The sequence below is a fragment of the Vibrio aestuarianus genome (genome assembly GCF_028858425.1).
Lineage (GTDB): Bacteria > Pseudomonadota > Gammaproteobacteria > Enterobacterales > Vibrionaceae > Vibrio > Vibrio aestuarianus.
On the sequence record NZ_JAKNYQ010000002.1, the window covers coordinates 707,370 to 726,256 of the forward strand.

Genomic DNA, 18,887 nt, shown 5'->3' on the forward strand with positions numbered 1-18,887 from the left:
TGAAGCACGCAGCCACTACACTTAATTTGACCACCGTAAACACTGAACTAAACCCAAACCAAAAATGCCGAGCGTGCTGAATCACCCTTAAATTGTTTGTTATAAGACATTTTCGCTTGGGACATTATCGATTAAGAATTCTAAATAACACTCCAAATTGCCTTTTATCTTTTCAAATATTTGAGGAAAGTAGTTCGAGAACTCTTGGAACGTTGGGTTGTCCGTACTAGGTCCACCATGGTAATGACGCATATGCTCAAGAATGTCCTTTTTTTCTTCAGCGGACAAAATTTCCAGAGGATTTGAAACGTTATAGCCATGGAAATTAGAAAGATGAATGAAAGCACAACCAAACTTATAGACGGAGCGAGACCAGCCTTGAAATTTTTCCGATACTTCTACCATCATTGCATCTGTTACGACTGCATGCTTACCTTTATCAGTTTTTATTCTCCATCGTTCGCCATCAATAGTACATTTCATCAGCCGATCTCTTTCACTAAAATCAGCTAAAGATAAAAGGAATAAAACTCTGATCAAAGAGTCTAGCTCTTGCCTCAAAATGGGCATCATAGCTCCAGGAAGATCATGTAAACGAGAGAACGCCTGTTCATTTTCATCGGATCTTGATTGAATTAATTTTATGAACTTTTCCACGAAACTTCCTTTGTCTTATAACGCTGCGTTAAGTGGTGAGCAACGCGACCACAATCCTAAACCATTGCGCCTTAAACACAAAACTCAACCTAGAGCCGAAACTCCCAAGCGTTGGGAATCCGTCTTAAACGCCTAGTTAGCTGCTGCACTTTCGCTAGCGAATTACGCCAAAATGCCAAATTTGAAACACATTATTGCTTTCAAATGACAAAGTAAAACGGACAGCTGTGAAATTAAAGCCTAATCCACGAAATGCGCTTGGCAAAGAAGAAATGACCGAGGAAATCCCCATTCCTGAGCATAGTAATTTGCAAAGAATTCTATCGAAAAAGCCAACGACAGAGCACACGAAATGAATTTAAGCATTCATGAATTTCAACAACAAAGAAGCCGCGCCAATGAACTTAGCAAACACAACATTTCCCGTAAGCAGACTTCGTTAAGTTCAAACACTTCCTGAAAAGTGCCACTGGCGAGATAGTTGAGAAACTGAGATTTGTCCGGTGTGTAGCTAGAAAACCGAAAGCCTTTCCACCCTAAATTCACAGCCTTTCTTAACCCCAGCTAACGCCCAATTAAGGGGTGAACAACGCCTCCACCCACACCTAAAGTATTGTGCCATAAACACTAAATTTGAAGTAGAAGCAAAAATGCCAAGCGTTGAGAATCCCTCTTAAATTGCTTGTTAGGGCTCTTAGCCGGCTGCAACCGAAATTCCCGTAACAAGAACAGATACAATAACAGCACCAAAAGCTAGCCACACTGCATACATAGAAAATTCAGTTTGTATAGCAGACAACAAATCCCGAATTTCAGTTAAGATCGTCTGCAACTCAGACTCTAACAAACCAACTTTGTGTAACACATTATCGATTGTAGCTGTATACAATGGAGGCATAGAAATATCTTTTAAGTCCGTAATTTTCCCCTTTACCAACTTTGCCTCAAAGAAGTTTTGACACCAATACGAGTTTTGCCACTCCTCATCAAACTCCCCTTCAAAAAATAATTGTCGAGGTGAGTTCCTAGAAGCCCAACGTTCCTTTGATATCTGCTGAAGTGACTCAGACATGAGCTCATACTTTTTGATTGACTGTTTAATACTGTACATCTCTTGAATACTTGCCTTCGAGGCATTCCAAGAAGTGTACTTATCCACAAACATTGGCAGCGATTTTGTTATGTCAGTCATAGCCTTAGAGATCGTATCAGAAGCTATGTTGATACGATTTCGAACGCTATCAATATTATCAGCAAAATTAGAGTACTCTAAAATGTAAAACATGTGGTGTGAGTTCATTTCTAGAATGGTACTCCTCTCCCCAATGTATACTTCGTACTCTTTGCCAATTTTAGAGTGAATCAATCCAGTTACAGTAACAAAGTTACTGTCGTTAAGCCGTAGGCTTAACTGGGCTTCACCTTCTCTTTTCAACCCAAATAGATTCCAATCAGGAGCCTCAGCAGAATAGAATGAATACATTGAGTACTGCATTTCCGGCAGCTCAGGAATTATCTGGCGTAAAACATCGCCAAAGTCTCTGATAATGTTATCTTTACGATACGGATAACCCGTAAAATCTTGTAGTTGCTCCAATGAACAGTCGCCACTGTGCACTGTCTCAGATACACAGTAAACTAAACCATCATACATAATTTCATGTCCACTATTGTGCTTAGCAACCAATTGATACGGTAAACCCAAATGTGATGATTTATGAAAAATTTCCGCTTTTTCAAACTTGTCACTACTTTCAATTTTTTCTAGCAACGGTTGCAAAGTTTCATGACTGGTTCGGTATAGGTGGCTCGTGCGATCGAAATAATTAAGGTTTGAATCATACACATCATCTATTTTTAATAGCGAAATTGTCTCTTTAATCGTTTCTTTTCTTGAAATGAGAGTTTTTGGAAAGCACCCTAGATGATGTAAATAAACTTCTTTTATAGCTTTGTTTTCTTGCATAATATTCTCGTATAGCTCGGAGCCCTAACGCTGCGTTAAGTGGTGAGCAACGCGGCCACAATCCTAAACCATTGTGCCTTAAACACAAAACTCAACCTAGAATCGAAACTCCCAAGCGTTGGGAATCCGTCTTAAACGCCTAGTTAGCTGCTGCACTTTCGCTAGCAAATTACGCCAAAATGCCTAATTTGAAACACATTATTGCTTTCAAACGGCAAAGTAAAACGGACAGCTGTGAAATTAAAACCTAATCCACGAAATGCGCTTGGCAAAGAAGAAATGGCCGAATAAATCACCATTCCTGAGCTCGGTAATTTGCAAAGAATTCTATCGAAAAAGCCAACGACAAAGCACACGAAACGAATTTAGGCATTCATGAATTTCAACACCAAAGAAACCGCGTCACCGAACTTAACAAACACAACATTTCCCGTAAGTAGACTTCGTTAAGTTCAAACACTTCCCGAAAAGTGCCACTGGCGAGATAGTTGAGAAGCTGAGATTTGTCAGGTGTGTAGCTAGAAAACCGAAAGCCTTTCCACCCTAAATTCACAGCTTTTCTTAACCCCAGCTAACGCTGCGTTAAGTGGTGAGCAACGCGACCACAATCCTAAACCATTGCGCCTTAAACACAAAACTCAACCTAGAATCGAAACTCCCAAGCGTTGGGAATCCGTCTTAAACGCCTAGTTAGCTGCTGCACTTTAGCTAGCAAATTACGCCAAAATGCCTAATTTGGAACACATTATTGCTTTCAAACGACAAAGTAAAACGGACAGCTGTGAAATTAAAACCCAATCCACGAAATGCGCTTGGCAAAGAAGAAATGACCGAGAAAATCCCCATTCCTAAGCATGGTAATTTGCAAAGAATTCTATCGAAAAAGCCAACGACAAAGCACACGAAATGAATTTAAGCATTCATGAATTTCAACAACAAAGAAGCCGCGCCAATGAACTTAACAAACACAACATTTCCCGTAAGCAGACTTTGTTAAGTTCAACCACTTCCCGAAAAGTGCCACTGGCGAGATAGTTGAGAAGCTGAGATTTGTCCGGTGTGTAGCTAGAAAATCCAAAGCCTTTCCACCCTAAATTCACCGTTTTTCTTAACCCCAGCTAACGCCCAATTAAGGGGTGAGCAACGCTACCACTCAACTCAAAGCATTGTGCCATAAACACTAAATTTGAAGTAGAAACAAAAATGCCAAGCGTTGGGAATCCCTCTTAAATTGTTTGTTATGAAACATTCTGTCAGCCTCCCAATAACTTCAGAAGGACTTGTATCAAAACATCCGCAAGCTCTGAAATAGAAGGAAAATCCACAAACATAGAAGTTAAGTAATCATGAGCTTTGACAGCTGCTTCTTGGTCATTAACGAATGATTCAAGCTCTCCACTAACTAAGTCTGCATTATCTGAAATGTAATCCAATACAGAACTACGCTCCTTTTCAGAAAGTTCTTCAGTTGCTTTAACTGTATCCGTAAATTTTTTGAGGGTTGTAACTTTAAGCTGTTCAAAGTCGATACCATTAGATGTAACCATAAAGGGTTCGGGATCTTTACCTTGTTCGGTAACAACTTCGAAGCCTTCAACCGACTTCTTATAGTATTCTTCTTCCACTGTAACCTCCTTGTTTCATAACGCCCTGTTAAGGTGTGAGCAACGCAATACTGAAGCTCCCGCATACCACCTTAAACACAAAACGCAACGCATAGCAAAAATGCCAAGCGTTGCGAATCACTCTTAAACAGTTTGTTATGTGCGTACTAAACGTTGCCACTGTTAGAAGAATTGAAAGAAAACATACGAACTTCGTCGCGAGGAAACCAACCTAATTTTTCGTAGAAAGACTGCGCATTAATGTTTTCATTTGCGACGAATAGATGCGTTTTGGCTATACCTACATTTGATAAGGCTTCCAGTGCTGACGATATGAGCTTTGCACCAACTCCTTTACCTCGAAAAGTTGAATCAACAGCCAGATGCTGCACATAACCTCGACGACCATCAGTCCCAACTAAAATAGCACCAATAATATCGTCACCATCCAATGCGACGAAACTAAGGTTTGGATTGCGTTTTAGGTACTTACCTATGTTTTCCTTTGAATCTGCATCTCGCAGCAACATCGCTTCTGTTGTTGACCACAAGCCGATTACTTGCGAGTAATCTGAGATATGCATTTCTCTTATCACTACCGATTTTCCTCTAAGCACATAACGCCCAATTAAGTGGTGAACAACGCACTGACAAAGCCGCTGCATTGCACCGTAAAACACTTTACCTAACGCATAGTAAAACTGCCACGCGTTGAGAATCCACTTGAATTGCTTGTTATGTGAATTTTACCGTGAATTCAAAGTAAACCACCGTAGAAATGAAGAGATTTGAATAAGTTACGTACAAAAACGATGCTTACCAAAACCTAAATTTCACAGCGATCTGAGCCAAAGAGAGCCACTTGCAGAATCAACAACAAAGAAAGCGCCCTTTCAGCAACCGCTAAATTTTTTGCTTCACCAGATTTTCAGTGCTGAATGTCAGCAAGCAAATCAGTCAAAAAGACATTTCAATTAAAGCAATTTGAAACTAACGAAACTCAACACAAACCAGATCCAAAACTTAATTGAGGCAACCCAAGAACCTTGAAAACGATCAATCTCAGATTGTTCAAGAATCCATTTCGACCAAGCCAACTTGCCGAAAACACGGAACGAATTCTCAATGAAATCGTAGAGTTGACCTCAAAAACTCATCAAACACATAACGCCCAATTAAGTGGTGAACAACGCACTGGCCAAGCCACTGCATTGCACCGTAAACACTTTACCTGACGCATAGTAAAACTGCCACGCGTTGAGAATCCACTTGAATTGTTTGTTATGCCTGTGATGCGATGTAAGATTTATAATTAACTTCTTCAAATACAAGAGAGAATTGATCGTTCGACCTTTGTCCTTGATAGAATTTAACATTCGGATTTTGCCCTTGGATTATAAGGCACAGGATTTCTAGAAAGTCGCGATCAATTTCCGAACCAAAATAAACAGCAGTTAGTGCATCAGAAGAATAATGATAGACCTTATTCATTTCATTGTGAAAAACACGCCATTCTTTTTCGTAAGCCCAGTGTAATGACTTTGTGCACAACAAGTTGTCTAAGAAATAATCTCCACCGCCTATCATCATGCTTACGTAATCTACCTGTTGTGGGTTTTCCACGTAGTTCACTTTACGTGCTTTTTCGAATGGTTCAATGTCTGTACGAAATTCAAGGCAAAACCCTTTTGCAGAAGATGCATAGTGCGACCACATAAGTAAGTTATCATTCGTTTCACTGAAACAACTAACGCCTTTATCTTTAAACAAGCTTTTAACACGTTTTTCGTATAGATCTAGTGCCATTTTTTCAAGACTGACTTTGAATTCATTCAAAGGTGTATTACGAAGATGGTCATATTCTTCAAACTTATTGCTATTCAGAAATTCAACTTCAAAGTCTTTCTTTATAAGACTTGCCTCAAGATCATATGGGCATCGAAGCTTCAAAGGAACTTCACAATCAAAAGGGTCATTAAAGTTACTCGGTGAGTTAAAGTACAAAGCCTGAGATTTCAGATTAATCAAAGACTGCACTGTCATCGGCTCATATTTATATATTTTATTAGGAAGTTTCATATTTTCTCACTAGAGGCATAACGCCGCATTAAGGTGTGAGCGACGCTTGGCTATACTTGAGCGAAGCGAAAGCGCCAAGCGTTGCGAATCACTCTTAAATGCTTTGTTATATTCGTTGTTTAACAATCCCTAGAATATCAAAAACTTCCGTCCCATTCAGGAACTTGTTATCAATTTCATATGCCATCAGTTCAAGAGGTGCATTGTTGTAGCCTAAGCTGCTAACCTCGCTAATATAACGCGTAATAAAGCCCTGAACACCCAGCATTGACCATTGAGCAACATGAACTAACTCGTGAACGTGAAGAGCTAGATTGCTCGCCATATGAGGTTTAACAAAATACAGATTCTTGTATGTTATACCGTCAACGTCCATCTCAATAAATGCATTCAAGAAAGGGTCAGACGAAGGAATCTGTGGCTTGGGAATATCATTAGTTACTACAAAGTAACTGTTTTCCAAAAACTCTTCTGGATAATACCCTTTTAAATGAGGAGCTAATTCTGAGCACTTACGAGCATGTGGCATATATTGAGCCACTGTGAATTCGATCCATTGTGATACTTCGTTTATCATTTTCCCACCGAGAATATAACGCCGCATTAAGTGGTGAGCAACGCTACCACCCTACCTAAACCATTGTGACATAAACACTTAAACCGAAGTACGCCGAAAACGCCAAGCGTTGGGAATCCGTCTTAAATGCTTTGTTATGTACGTGGCTCACTTTTACCGAGAAGGTAACCAGTCAGCAATGCATCAAGTTCGATTCGACTCATGTGCCCGAACGATTTAACCAAATACTTTGTCGCCTCAGACGAATGGGAAGCACCAGTGATACCAAATTCCGACTTATAGTTACCCACTTTAGCTTTTACCGACTCAAACTTTAGTCCTGTCGATACAGCTAATACTTCACAAAGATCACTTTGTAGTCCTCTCGGGAAATCAAGCTCTTCAAGCGTTTTATAGACGATCAAACACCTTATCTCGGTTTCAATACTCCAACCTGAGTCAACTCTGAATGAGAACATATTTCCTCCTAGTACATAACGCTGCGTTAAGTGGTGAGCAACGCGACCACAATCCTAAACTATTGCGCCTTAAACACAAAACTCAACCTAGAACCGAAACTCCCAAGCGTTGGGAATCCGTCTTAAACGCATAGTTAGCTGCTGCACTTTAGCTATCGAATTACGCCAACATGCCTAATTTGAAACACATTATTGCTTTCAAACGGCAAAGTAAAACGAACAGCTGTGAAATTAAAAGCTAATCCACGAAATGCGCTTGGCAAAGAAGAAATGACCGAGAAAATCACCACTCCTGAGCTCGGTAATTTGCAAAGAATTCTATCGAAAAAGCCAACGACAGAGCACACGAAACGAATTTAGGCATTCATGAATTTCAACACCAAAGAAACCGCGCCAATGAACTTAACAAACACAACATTTCCCGTAAGCAGACTTCGTTAAGTTCAAACACTTCCCGAAAAGTGCCACTGGCGAGATAGTTGAGAAGCTGAGATTTGTCCGGTGTGTAGCTAGAAAACAGCAAGCCTTTCCACCCTAAATTCACCGTTTTTCTTAACCCCAGCTAACGCCCAATTAAGTGGTGAACAACGCACTGGCCAAGCCGCTGCACTGCACCGTAAAACACTTTACTCAACGCATAGTAAAACTGCCACGCGTTGAGAATCCACTTGAATTGCTTGTTATGTGAATTTTACCGTGAATTCAAAGTAAACCACCGTAGAAATGAAGAGATTTGAATAAGTTACGTACAAAATGATGCTGACCAAAACCTAAATTTCACAGCGATCTTAGCCGAAGAAAGCCACTTACAGAATCAACAACAAAGAAAGCGCACTTTCAGCAACCGCTAAACCTTTTGCGTCACCAGACTTTCAGAGCTGAATTTCAACAAGAGAATCAGTCAAAAAGACATTTCAATTAAGGCGATTTGAACTGGCGAAACTCAACACAAACCAGATCCAAAACTTAATTGAGGCAACCCAAGAACCTTGAAAACGATCAATCTCAGGTTGTTCAAGAATCCATTTCGACCAAGCCAACTTGCCGAAAACACGAAACGAATTCTCAATAAAATCGTAGAATTAACCTCAAAAACTCATCCAACACATAACGCCGCGTTAAGTGGTGAACAACGCAACCACCTAACCTAAACTATTGTGCCGTAAACACTAAAGCTGATTCAAACCAAAACTGCCAAGCGTTGTGAATCCGTCTTAAACGCTTTGTTAGCCGTCTTGGACACCGACCATAGAAAAGTGGTGACTAGCGATATTGAAGCCTTCACGTAAGTAGAACTTATGTGCCGGAAAACGCTGAACACCAGAATCCAGATGTATTTGTTCACAACCGCTTTCTAAGGCGTATGTTTTAAACCAATCGATAATAAATTTACCGACTCCACGCGAACGAAATTGAGCATTAGTTACCAAGTCTTCAATGTAAATATGCTTACCCCAAGCCAGCTTTTCACCTACGCTAAAGCCAGCTACCACAAGTACACCTTCTGACGATTTAACATAGACGACCTGGTAACCATTTGATTGCTGTTTCTCGATCTGAGCAGACAAAGTATCTAAGTTGTAATTTGGGCGAAGTTGCAACAACACCTCTAGGACTGGCTCATAATCAGAGTTTTTCTCTAAAAATTGGACTTCCATGTTTTCTCCATTTTGACGTTGACGGCTAACGCCCAATTAAGTGGTGAACAACGCACTGACCAAGCCGCTGCATTGCACCGTAAAACACTTTACCTAACGCATAGTAAAACTGCCACGCGTTGAGAATCCACTTGAATTGCTTGTTATGTGAATGTAACCGTGAATTCAAAGTAAGCCACCGTAGAAACGAAGAAATTTGAATAAGTTACGTACAAAAACGATGCTGACCAAACCCTAAATTTCACAGCGTTCTGAGCCAAAGAGAGCCACTTGCAGAATCAACAACAAAGAAAGCACCCTTTCAGCAACCGCTTAATTTTTTGCGTCACCAGATTTTCAGAGCTGAATGTCAGCAAGAAAATCAGTCAAAAAAACATTTCAATTAAAGCGATTTGAAACCAACGAAACTCAACACAAGCCAGATCCAAAACTTAATTGAGGCAACCCAAGAACCTTGAAAACGATCAATCTCAGGATGTTCAAGAATCCATTTCGACCAAGCCAACTTGCCGAAAGCACGGAACGAATTCTCAATGAAATCGTAGAATTAACCTCAAAAACTCATCAAACACATAACGCCCAATTAAGTGGTGAACAACGCACTGACCAAGCCACTGCATTGCACCGTAAAACACTTTACCTGACGCATAGTAAAACTGCCACGCGTTGAGAATCCACTTGAATTGTTTGTTATGCAAATTCAATAAGATAAGCTGACTTTACTCGATCAAAAACCACAATTGCAATAGTCGAGTGATTCAAGAATCAACCCAAGCAAAAGCCGTGATAAATAAGCCGCAAAAATGAAGTCTGCCTTTCAGCGACAAACTAGGCTTTTGAGCCAAACAAACTCAACGAGCAAAGCCTTCAACAAATACAAAATGATCGATTAACTTGCTCTTTCCACACTTTGCGCCAACTAAATTGACAACACGCCAACGCTAAAACCGATTGAGGCAAACAAAGAAATTTGTCTGTTTTACGGTTTGAGTTAACCACGAATTTGAGGGTAAAAATGCTCATTTGCCGACAGCTCAAAACGAATGGTCGGAGAAATCCCAAAAGATTGAACCCCTAAATTTACCTGAGTTGCATAACGCCCAATTAAGGTGTGAAGCACGCTGCCACGATACTCAAACTGGATGCCTTAATCACTAAACCCAACTCAAACCAAAAATGCCAAGCGTGCTGAATCACTCTTAAATTGTTTGTTATATGCCTGACCACTCTGTAGACAGAACTGACATTAGTACTTTATCGACAAATTCACCATTGCGAAAACCTGATTGTCGCATCACGCCCTCATGTTGATAACCTGCATTTTCATAAGCCTTAATTGCACCGTAATTAAGAGAGCTTGCTGTAAGCTGAACTCTGTGCAAACCAAGAGTTCGTATAGCGTAATCTGTTACGATTTTTGTTACTGATGTACCAACACCCTTACCCCAGTAACTTTTTTCTCCAATAAGAATGAAGTATTCACCGCTACGATTTAGAGTACTGATCCCAGATATACCAGCATATCCAAGTAGCTGATCATTCTCGTTACTACATATGCCAAAAGAGACATTTTTAGGGTTTGAATTTATGGATAAAAGCCATTTTTCGATATCTGATTTTGATTGAGGGTACGCATATGAAGAAAGACTATAAAGTGTAACTTCACGGTCACGAGACCACTTGTAAAATGCTTCCTTATCTTCCACATCCAGTGAACGAAGATAGTAACCATCTAGTTCCAATTGCATGATTTTCCTTATAATCTCCGATTGGCATATAACGCCCTGTTAAGGGGTGAGCAACGCAATACTGAGGCCGCCGCATACCACCTTAAACACTAAACGCAACGCATAGTGAAAATGCCACGCGTTGCGAATCACTCTTAAACAGTTTGTTATGCGACTTAATGTGCTGAAATCACCATATTAATGTGGTAATTTTTAGATATTAAATTAGATTTATTAATTATAGCTTCTTTCATAGAGTCTATATTTTCTAAATCTTCAAATTTAAGGCAATACATATCAACACCGTCAATACGACTTCGATTAATTATTGAAATTATCCTACTCACTATATCTCGAACCTCTCTCAAAAAGCACACAATATCCTCATCATAAAAGTCATCTATAGATTTGCACTTATTTTGCTTTCCTAGCTTACCTTTGCTAATAATTTCAGTGATCTCTTTGAGGCCTTTAACCATATCATCATAGCTACCTTCACAATGCATTCTGTGCTTGATTGCTGAACGATCGATTAATCGAAGTATTATTTTTAAACAATTAAGATCATCATAAGGATGAACTCTCGAAAAATCAGTATGTTGCTTAACTGCATCTATCACACTTTGAACTGCATCCTCATCATTTTTATCCATTAGTTCAGAGACTAATTTTGATGAATTGACAAGAACACAATAATCGGGAACGTCTTTTAAATTTGAATGCTTTAAGAATCCATATATATATAATTTTTTGTATTTCTTGTTTAGATTATTTTTCTCATAAACCTTTATTGTATGCCTAATTTTAGTTGAATCAGCATTCGTGGTTACTTGTACAGCGACATTTTTTTCGTCGTCTGCCAAATCTATAGCAGGAAAGTTGCATTTAATTTGATTTTTGTTTTTTAAATTATAACCATAAGTTTCATTAAAAAGTGAAATAGATAAACTTTCTAGTAATCTAGCCATATCACTAAATCCAGACTCCTGACTATTCTTTACATATAATTCTAATAATGAAATATCATGATTTAAGTTATTCACTGCTTCTTTTAACATACACTCCGTTCCTTTTTATAAAATTACGTTATCTATCACATTAAAATATCCTTGGGTGTTAACTGCGCTTGAACAGTTAAATCGCATAACGCCAAATTAAGGTGTGAACAACGCCACCACCTTACCTAACGCATTGTGCCATAAACACTAAACTGGCTTGAAGTGAAGGCGCCAAGCGTTGTGAATCACTCTTAAATTTATTGTTAGGCAAATTTTCCTGCACACTCAATAACTTGGTTAAAAGACAGAATACCTTAAATACGATAAGCAACCAATCACCCACTGACTTTTTGTGGCTCAAGAACTACTGAAGTCGCTATGTTACAACCGAGGTTTCAATAACCACGAAATTCGACCTTTCAGCGACGAAGTAGCTTTTGAACCTGAGAAACTAAAAGCTGTGAACTGGCAGCACATGCGAAAGCTTCAATGAACTAGCTCTTTCCACACTTTAAGCCAGTTAAGCTCACCACCAACCGACACTGAAAACCAATGAGGCAACCCATGAACTTTGGCATGTTTTACGGTCAGAGAGATTCAAGAATTTGAACCGACAATGCTGAATTGCCGACTACGATAAACGGATTGCCGAAGGGAACAAGAAGATTAGAACTAAGAGCTTTTTTGCCCTTTGCCTAACGCCCAATTAAGTAGTGAGCAACGCCACCACTGGCCCTAAAGCATTGTGCCGTAAACACTTAAACCAATTCAAACCAAAAATGCCACGCGTTGCGAATCTGCTTAAATTGTTTGTTATGCGATTTCTCCTACCAAGCCAAGTCGGGCAGATGAAGATTACCTTAGACACGAAAAACCACAAATAAACCAAGCACTTTTTGTGATTCACTAAACAGACGAAGTCACTATGTTACAGACCAACTTCCTACAAGTGACTAATGGTGAATTTCAGCTAGTGACTAAGCTTTTGCTTCGAGAAACTCAACGCGGCGGCAGACCAGTGAATGAAGCACTACCGATAAACTTGCCGTTGCCACACTTTGCGCCAGTCAAACTCGCCACGAACCAATACTGAAAACCAATGAGGCAACCCACGAACTTTGGCATGTTTTACGGCCTGAGTGATTCTAGAACTTGGGCCGACAATGCTAAATTGCCGAAACCGAGAACCGACTGCCAAAGAGAGCGAAAAAGAGAGATATAGAAGATTTTTTGCTTAGTCGCATAACGCTGCGTTAAGTGGTGAGCAACGCGACCACAATCCTAAACTATTGCGCCTTAAACACAAAACTCAACCTAGAACCGAAACTCCCAAGCGTTGGGAATCCGTCTTAAACGCATAGTTAGCTGCTGCACTTTAGCTATCGAATTACGCCAACATGCCTAATTTGAAACACATTATTGCTTTCAAACGGCAAAGTAAAACGAACAGCTGTGAAATTAAAAGCTAATCCACGAAATGCGCTTGGCAAAGAAGAAATGACCGAGAAAATCACCACTCCTGAGCTCGGTAATTTGCAAAGAATTCTATCGAAAAAGCCAACGACAGAGCACACGAAACGAATTTAGGCATTCATGAATTTCAACACCAAAGAAACCGCGCCAATGAACTTAACAAACACAACATTTCCCGTAAGCAGACTTCGTTAAGTTCAAACACTTCCCGAAAAGTGCCACTGGCGAGATAGTTGAGAAGCTGAGATTTGTCCGGTGTGTAGCTAGAAAACAGCAAGCCTTTCCACCCTAAATTCACCGTTTTTCTTAACCCCAGCTAACGCCCAATTAAGGTGTGAAGCACGCTACCACGACACTTAATTTGAACACTGTAAACACTGAACTTAACCCAAACCAAAAATGCCAAGCGTGCTGAATCACTCTTAAATTGTTTGTTATATGCGATCACAGAAAACTATCTTGCGAGTAGTATCCGGCTTATTTTAGCCAAATTGAGTAATCCAACTTTCCAAGTGTTGTCGTCAAATTGGCTATTGCGATAGCCTGTCCAACACTGGTTAAAGTTACTTGCCCATCCTTACTGCCATTATCGAAAGTATCGAGCAGCAATTTAGTTGTTGGCGAAAACTTGGCTATATCGCTTTTAAATACATTAATATCTGTATAACCCATATATTTGTATAATTGATTCATCCAACCATCATAAATATCAATGCTCATCATAGTCGCAATAGAGCATGAACCTGCATATTCTAGATGACGCTTCTGGGGTTCTGAAAGTTCAAAACCAGCAGAAACTGCAGCCAATACTCGCCTAGAAAACGGTTCCATTTGGGTCACATGTGACAAGCCTTGCACGCCTACATGCGTCATATAATGAACAAAAGACAAGTATGCTATTTGAGATTGAGTTATTTTGGGTACAACAGTAACAGCTTCGGAGATTACAATATCTTTGAAATCATTAGATACTCCCGATACCCTCTCTGCGATTAAATCAACAAGTACCGATGGGTTTGCTTTTTGTCCCTTTCGGGCACTAGCCTGAACAGCATCATTTATTGCAGCTTGTACGTCAGGATCACTGAACTTTTCAAGTACAATATCGCCTGATTTATCGACTATTTTCCGCTCAAGTTCTGCTGCAAATATTTGTACATTTTCTTCTGCCAATTTTATAGCTTCATCTCGAAGAGCAGGAAAGTTATCACGCAAAAATAGCAAACAAAGCTCTCTAACCTCTGAGACTGACATCCCATAGTTTTGTGTAACTGAAACATTACCGCCAGCTTGTATCGCTGTACTGTTCGAGTCAACTTCTTGCTGCTGTTTATCTCCGAGCATTACTTCTTATCCCCTTTCGTTATATTAATTGTTACGTTTCCGTTAGCTTGAATTCCTTTACCATTCTTAACCTTTTGAACTTGTTTCGAACGATTTACTATCGTTTTAGCCCCGATGATCAAGCCAACTACAGCCAAAAACGTCCCAATATAGGTCGCAGCATCTGCACCTATAGTTTCATTCAAAAAATCTAACATTTCATCTACCTAAATTTTCCGACTTCGAGCATATAACGCCCAATTAAGGGGTGAACAACGCCTCCACCCAAACCTAAAGCATTGCGCCATAAACACTAAATTTGAAGTAGAAGCAAAAATGCCAAGCGTTGAGAATCCCTCTTAAATTGCTTGTTAAATTCGTTCTGATGGAGTCCCACAGACTTCAACATGCTTTGGTACCCACCATTCTTTACAAAGACGTGGTTTCAATGAAAAAAAGTAGTCACCATCGACTGGCATTACTTGTTTTTCGCAGTATGTTTTATTTTTCAGAGTTTTATGAAGTGCTTTCCAACACTTTGAGCCTTTCATATTGGTCTGCATCCATTTATCCGAACGAGGCGATATAACCGGAACTTGTATATCTAATGCGCATAGAGAGTATAAAAACTGATCATTTGGTAACTTTATAATTTCTTGCGAATTACTTCTAGGGTTAACAAAATTCCACCCTAGCAGCCAATAAGGAAACGGTTTATCTTTTTTCGACCAAACTTCAGATAAGAAACTAGCCGTCACTTCAATGATCTTTGAGCCAGTTAATGCTTCAAGTGTTTCATATTCATCTGTTTGAGTTAACTTAGGATGTATTAAGCCACAGCGAACATCATAAAAGAGGTTGATGTGCTTCATTACTCCCGGCGAATACTTCAAACTACTGTCGCTTCCTAAAGCATCTTTAGGCCAATTTTGTAGTTTTTGACTGAATTTCGTACTCTTTATCAAGCGTAATATTTCGCTATCCTCAGTATGTGACTCACGCAACTCTTCTGTTTTCAAGTGATTGAGGAAAGCTTCAATACACGCAATTGAAAAATACACAGCTGATGTCACATGGTGAAGTATACTTTCTTCATGAGGAGCCCTGTCACTCTCAGTAGCCTCTCTATACATCGAACAATAATTTTTAAATACAGGATCAAGATTCCAAGGATTCATTTAACTCTCCCCGTTCGTAAAAGAATTTAACGCCGCATTAAGGTGTGAGCAACGCTACCACTAAACCCAACCATACCACCGTAAACACAAAACCCAACGATGACACCAAAAATGCCAAGCGTTGGGAATCACTCTTAAATGCTTTGTTATGTTTATGCTACGTTAGCCCAAGAACATATTTCGTCCGCCAAACCACTTACAGAGGTATGCCCACCTACAGAAATACCTTGCTTATTCATATGCCAGTCAAATTTATCAAGCGTATTCTCAATTGAAATTACTTGTTCTTTATTTAACTTTTCTACTTCATCTCCAGGCATTAGTATAAATACTGACGCTTTGTTTCCTTTACCTAACTTAACCGCCGACTCAACATCTCTGGCCGCTTTTAATAAGTTAAGCTCTATTCTTTGAACGTTTGAGTAAACAGTTGAAGCAAGTCCTCCAACAAGGTTTTTGTTATCTCGAAACGGTACAAAGAGTTCATGTGAACCCAAATCATCCTCAATAAAAATTGAACTATCAGCGGGTACAAACTCTTCAAATTGTAATGCTGCTTTTATTTTTAATTCATCAACTAAACAAGTATAAAGTTTATCTGTATTGATGGAATTAAAGCGCTTCGCATTACTGGATACACGGATTTTTTTCTGCAAAGGAACTGTCTGTTCAAAGAGGCTACTTAAAACTTCATCAACAGAGAAACCTTGAGCATAACCAGAGTTATCGTATGTAATTTGTGGGATCGGTGATGACTTTTTATTTTGACGTAAGCTTTCACCGACGATGGAAGTAACGAGCTCAGCGTGATAAATACCTCGTTCACCATACAGGCATTTTACGCGTTCGAAATAGCTCAACAACCTGCTATGAACTCGACCATTTTCTACAAACCCAACCCCAATATTAAGTTTTTCGCCAGTAGCTATGTCAGGCGTCCACCTGATATTAAACCACTCACCTTTTACTAAGCTTTTCTCAGTATTTTGTCCTAATAGCTTTTCAAGATTATTCATTTAAGCCACCAATAACCCTGTTTTGTCCTTAATTCTCGATACGCTAAGATGCGCACGAGCTTCAAGGAAGTGCTGAAGGTGTGACGAGCAATCTTCATCAAGTAATGCGTCACACCACTTAATTAATTCTTGATGAGCTTTTCTAAAAGCCTCTGGATGTTCTTTACTTGACTCGACTAAGGACGCTGATAAAGGTAATGGGTAGTTGTTATCTAGGTACAACCCATCAAGTAACTTGTTTTTATACACGCCTTCAACCACTAAATTATCTTTAGTCCACTTCTCTGAAACAGGCACATTACCATGGTCAATAACGTAAAAGTCATTGTATCCTTTGATTGTAATGTTACCTGTATTCCTATCTTGGTTTGCAACCCAGTCATCGAACGCCAGCATATTGGGGAATGATTTCCACTTTTTTAACAGTTCTATACATTGATTATATGCCACCATATCTTCCATTTTCAGGTATGTATTGGGAGTCGTCCCAGACTCTTCAGTAGCCCATCCCCAATAGTAGTCACCAGAACATTCAAAGTCACCTTTGAAATTATTTTCTATCACTTCTTTGGGGATTTGTATGACTGCGACTTTCTTAGGTTGCGGGATACCAGTGGCGTGAGCCACTAAGTAGCCAGTAATTTCATTGATTAAGCCACGCGGATGACATTTTGGATAAACTTTTACGTAGAAACGACCAGCTTTGTTATCTATCCACTTAACACTAGCCAAGTGTGTCGCTGCCATTCGACCATCAGACGTATGCTCCAGAGGAGCTATATATTTATCAAACGATAAAATCTGTACGATATCGCTCATTTATAATTTCCTTTTGCATAATTATATAGCTGCCTGAGCCATACAAACTAAGCTGATTCTAACACTAACCTATGTAGTTGCATATTGGTCTATGATGGATGGTTGAGGTAGATCTGACAATAAACATAACGCCGCATTAAGTGGTGAGCAACGCCAACCACCCGACCTAACCCATTGTGACATAAACACTTAAACTGAAGTATGCCGAAAGCGCCATGCGTTGGGAATCCGTCTTAAATGCTTTGTTATATTTAGGGCTTTGAACTTAGAAGGATCCCACTACCCATCCCTATAAATAAGCTACCTGATACTTTTGCTAGCCTACCCTCGAATTTTTTTGTACTCAGCTTTTTCCCTATGCGGCTAATGGCTAGTGCGTAGCTCAAATGGACGCTCGCTACAATAACGCAAATTGATAGATACATTATGACAAATTGCGCCATATGAGAATGAGTTGTATCTAAAAATTGAGGCAAGAATGCCGAAAGAAAAATCATAGTTTTAGGATTACTCACTGAAACAAAGAAAGCCTCTTGAAACAGGGATTTTGAGTTCCTTTTTGGTAGTTCAAAATCGAGATTTGATAGTTTAAGGCTATCTTTCCTTATTTGTTTGAAACTTTTAATTCCAAGGTAAATTAAATACAAACCACCCACACACTTCATGACAAAAAACCATGTTGGTAGACGAGTAAGAATTTCCCCAACACCTACAGCAACCAAACCAACAATGAGAAATTGACAAAATAGGTTACCTAGAATGGTAACAAAAGCAGACCCAATACCGTATTGAACACTATTTTTCACAACCAACAATACATTAGGGCCCGGCGATAATGTAACGACTAAATATGCAAGAAAAAACATCAACCAAGTATCTAAATTCATTGAACACTCCTTTGCTCAAAAAAATATAACGCCCAATTAAGTGGTGAACAACGCACTGACCAAGCAGCTGCATAACACCGTAAAACACTTTACCTGACGCATAGTAAAACTGCCACGCGTTGAGAATCCACTTGAATTGCTTGTTATGTGAATTTTACCGTGAATTCAAAGTAAACCACCGTAGAAATGAAGAAATTTGAATAAGTTACGTACAAAAACGATGCTGACCAAAACCTAAATTTCACAGCGATCTTAGCCAAAGAGAGCCACTTGCAGAATCAACAACAAAGAAAGCGCCCTTTCAGCTACAACAAAACCTTTTGCTTCACCAGATTTTCAGAGCTGAATATCAGCAAGCAAATCAGTCAAAAAGACATTTCAATTAAAGCGATTTGAAACCACCGAAACCCAACACAAACCAGATCCAAAACGCAATTGAGGCAACCCAAGAGACTTGGACGTGACCA

The 18,887-nt window shown here is 39.5% G+C and carries 19 protein-coding genes; 3 read left to right on the forward strand and 16 right to left on the reverse strand.

Translation table 11 applies throughout. From position 1 onward, the window contains the following. Positions 1-99 precede the first annotated feature (99 nt). From MCT08_RS16785 to MCT08_RS16805, 4 genes are all read right to left on the reverse strand, one after another. Positions 100-657: a hypothetical protein gene (locus tag MCT08_RS16785; protein WP_229625303.1), complete on the reverse strand. Its 558-nt coding sequence runs from the start codon at positions 655-657 to the stop codon at positions 100-102. Between the two features lie 694 nt (positions 658-1,351). Beyond that, positions 1,352-2,623, reverse strand: coding sequence for a hypothetical protein (locus MCT08_RS16790; RefSeq protein ID WP_274678919.1), 1,272 nt, complete (start codon positions 2,621-2,623; stop codon positions 1,352-1,354). Positions 2,624-3,876: 1,253 nt separating this feature from the next. Beyond that, positions 3,877-4,248, reverse strand: a complete 372-nt coding sequence (locus MCT08_RS16795) for a hypothetical protein (RefSeq protein WP_274678920.1) — start codon at positions 4,246-4,248, stop codon at positions 3,877-3,879. A 146-nt stretch (positions 4,249-4,394) separates the two neighbouring features. Next, the gene (locus MCT08_RS16805; RefSeq protein WP_274675781.1) at positions 4,395-4,811 is read right to left on the reverse strand and encodes a GNAT family N-acetyltransferase; all 417 of its coding nucleotides are present in this window, start codon (positions 4,809-4,811) and stop codon (positions 4,395-4,397) included. A 483-nt stretch (positions 4,812-5,294) separates the two neighbouring features. Between MCT08_RS16805 and MCT08_RS16810 the strand changes: the two genes are divergently transcribed. Further along, a complete protein-coding gene (locus tag MCT08_RS16810) occupies positions 5,295-5,462 on the forward strand; it encodes a hypothetical protein (RefSeq protein ID WP_274678921.1) in 168 nt (55 codons plus the stop codon). Positions 5,463-5,508: 46 nt separating this feature from the next. On the opposite strand, the gene MCT08_RS16815 is transcribed toward MCT08_RS16810, so the two are convergent. From MCT08_RS16815 to MCT08_RS16830, 4 genes are all read right to left on the reverse strand, one after another. Continuing rightward, positions 5,509-6,306 (reverse strand): DUF2971 domain-containing protein, encoded by a 798-nt coding sequence (locus MCT08_RS16815; protein WP_274675775.1) that lies wholly within the window; start codon positions 6,304-6,306, stop codon positions 5,509-5,511. Between the two features lie 106 nt (positions 6,307-6,412). After that, the gene (locus tag MCT08_RS16820) at positions 6,413-6,883 is read right to left on the reverse strand and encodes a hypothetical protein (RefSeq protein WP_274678922.1); all 471 of its coding nucleotides are present in this window, start codon (positions 6,881-6,883) and stop codon (positions 6,413-6,415) included. A gap of 134 nt (positions 6,884-7,017) precedes the next feature. Further along, positions 7,018-7,341 carry a hypothetical protein gene (locus MCT08_RS16825; RefSeq protein ID WP_225506252.1) on the reverse strand — a complete coding sequence of 108 codons (324 nt, stop codon included), beginning with the start codon at positions 7,339-7,341 and terminating at the stop codon, positions 7,018-7,020. Positions 7,342-8,567: 1,226 nt separating this feature from the next. After that, entirely contained in the window at positions 8,568-8,999 is a 432-nt protein-coding gene (locus MCT08_RS16830) for a GNAT family N-acetyltransferase (RefSeq protein WP_274678923.1), read from the reverse strand. Between the two features lie 475 nt (positions 9,000-9,474). Here MCT08_RS16830 and MCT08_RS16835 point away from each other — a divergent pair, with 475 nt between their 5' ends. After that, positions 9,475-9,669: a hypothetical protein gene (locus MCT08_RS16835; RefSeq protein ID WP_274678924.1), complete on the forward strand. Its 195-nt coding sequence runs from the start codon at positions 9,475-9,477 to the stop codon at positions 9,667-9,669. 541 nt (positions 9,670-10,210) lie between these two features. On the opposite strand, the gene MCT08_RS16845 is transcribed toward MCT08_RS16835, so the two are convergent. Together MCT08_RS16845 and MCT08_RS16855 are read right to left on the reverse strand one after the other, a co-directional pair. Beyond that, positions 10,211-10,747, reverse strand: coding sequence for a GNAT family N-acetyltransferase (locus MCT08_RS16845; protein WP_017046975.1), 537 nt, complete (start codon positions 10,745-10,747; stop codon positions 10,211-10,213). 155 nt (positions 10,748-10,902) lie between these two features. Then, positions 10,903-11,784, reverse strand: coding sequence for an SMEK domain-containing protein (locus MCT08_RS16855; RefSeq protein WP_274678925.1), 882 nt, complete (start codon positions 11,782-11,784; stop codon positions 10,903-10,905). Positions 11,785-12,649: 865 nt separating this feature from the next. On the opposite strand from MCT08_RS16855, the gene MCT08_RS16860 reads away from it, so the two are divergent. After that, positions 12,650-12,817, forward strand: a complete 168-nt coding sequence (locus MCT08_RS16860; protein ID WP_274678926.1) for a hypothetical protein — start codon at positions 12,650-12,652, stop codon at positions 12,815-12,817. 857 nt (positions 12,818-13,674) lie between these two features. Here the strand turns inward: MCT08_RS16860 and MCT08_RS16870 are convergent. The 6 genes from MCT08_RS16870 to MCT08_RS16895 all read right to left on the reverse strand — a co-directional run bounded on the left by MCT08_RS16870 (position 13,675) and on the right by MCT08_RS16895 (position 18,420). After that, a complete protein-coding gene (locus MCT08_RS16870) occupies positions 13,675-14,541 on the reverse strand; it encodes an LPO_1073/Vpar_1526 family protein (RefSeq protein ID WP_274678927.1) in 867 nt (288 codons plus the stop codon). Then, entirely contained in the window at positions 14,541-14,738 is a 198-nt protein-coding gene (locus tag MCT08_RS16875; RefSeq protein WP_274678928.1) for a hypothetical protein, read from the reverse strand. The genes MCT08_RS16870 and MCT08_RS16875 overlap by 1 nt, the downstream gene beginning before the upstream one ends. A gap of 153 nt (positions 14,739-14,891) precedes the next feature. Then, a complete protein-coding gene (locus MCT08_RS16880; protein ID WP_274678929.1) occupies positions 14,892-15,698 on the reverse strand; it encodes a hypothetical protein in 807 nt (268 codons plus the stop codon). 152 nt (positions 15,699-15,850) lie between these two features. Next, positions 15,851-16,714, reverse strand: a complete 864-nt coding sequence (locus tag MCT08_RS16885) for a hypothetical protein (RefSeq protein ID WP_274678930.1) — start codon at positions 16,712-16,714, stop codon at positions 15,851-15,853. Continuing rightward, positions 16,715-17,533: a HipA family kinase gene (locus MCT08_RS16890; RefSeq protein WP_274678932.1), complete on the reverse strand. Its 819-nt coding sequence runs from the start codon at positions 17,531-17,533 to the stop codon at positions 16,715-16,717. It lies immediately after the preceding gene. A 251-nt stretch (positions 17,534-17,784) separates the two neighbouring features. Then, a complete protein-coding gene (locus tag MCT08_RS16895; protein ID WP_274678933.1) occupies positions 17,785-18,420 on the reverse strand; it encodes a LysE family translocator in 636 nt (211 codons plus the stop codon). Positions 18,421-18,887: the final 467 nt, after the last annotated feature.

Bases quoted from the DNA above. Each gene is read 5' to 3' on its own strand.
- MCT08_RS16790 (WP_274678919.1), bottom strand. From the start codon at position 2,623: ATGCAAGAAAACAAAGCTATAAAAGAAGTTTATTTACATCATCTAGGG.
- MCT08_RS16805 (WP_274675781.1), bottom strand. From the start codon at position 4,811: ATGCATATCTCAGATTACTCGCAAGTAATCGGCTTGTGGTCAACAACA.
- MCT08_RS16815 (WP_274675775.1), bottom strand. From the start codon at position 6,306: ATGAAACTTCCTAATAAAATATATAAATATGAGCCGATGACAGTGCAG.
- MCT08_RS16820 (WP_274678922.1), bottom strand. From the start codon at position 6,883: ATGATAAACGAAGTATCACAATGGATCGAATTCACAGTGGCTCAATAT.
- MCT08_RS16825 (WP_225506252.1), bottom strand. From the start codon at position 7,341: ATGTTCTCATTCAGAGTTGACTCAGGTTGGAGTATTGAAACCGAGATA.
- MCT08_RS16830 (WP_274678923.1), bottom strand. From the start codon at position 8,999: ATGGAAGTCCAATTTTTAGAGAAAAACTCTGATTATGAGCCAGTCCTA.
- MCT08_RS16835 (WP_274678924.1), top strand. From the start codon at position 9,475: ATGTTCAAGAATCCATTTCGACCAAGCCAACTTGCCGAAAGCACGGAA.
- MCT08_RS16845 (WP_017046975.1), bottom strand. From the start codon at position 10,747: ATGCAATTGGAACTAGATGGTTACTATCTTCGTTCACTGGATGTGGAA.
- MCT08_RS16855 (WP_274678925.1), bottom strand. From the start codon at position 11,784: ATGTTAAAAGAAGCAGTGAATAACTTAAATCATGATATTTCATTATTA.
- MCT08_RS16860 (WP_274678926.1), top strand. From the start codon at position 12,650: ATGTTACAGACCAACTTCCTACAAGTGACTAATGGTGAATTTCAGCTA.
- MCT08_RS16870 (WP_274678927.1), bottom strand. From the start codon at position 14,541: ATGCTCGGAGATAAACAGCAGCAAGAAGTTGACTCGAACAGTACAGCG.
- MCT08_RS16875 (WP_274678928.1), bottom strand. From the start codon at position 14,738: ATGTTAGATTTTTTGAATGAAACTATAGGTGCAGATGCTGCGACCTAT.
- MCT08_RS16880 (WP_274678929.1), bottom strand. From the start codon at position 15,698: ATGAATCCTTGGAATCTTGATCCTGTATTTAAAAATTATTGTTCGATG.
- MCT08_RS16885 (WP_274678930.1), bottom strand. From the start codon at position 16,714: ATGAATAATCTTGAAAAGCTATTAGGACAAAATACTGAGAAAAGCTTA.
- MCT08_RS16890 (WP_274678932.1), bottom strand. From the start codon at position 17,533: ATGAGCGATATCGTACAGATTTTATCGTTTGATAAATATATAGCTCCT.
- MCT08_RS16895 (WP_274678933.1), bottom strand. From the start codon at position 18,420: ATGAATTTAGATACTTGGTTGATGTTTTTTCTTGCATATTTAGTCGTT.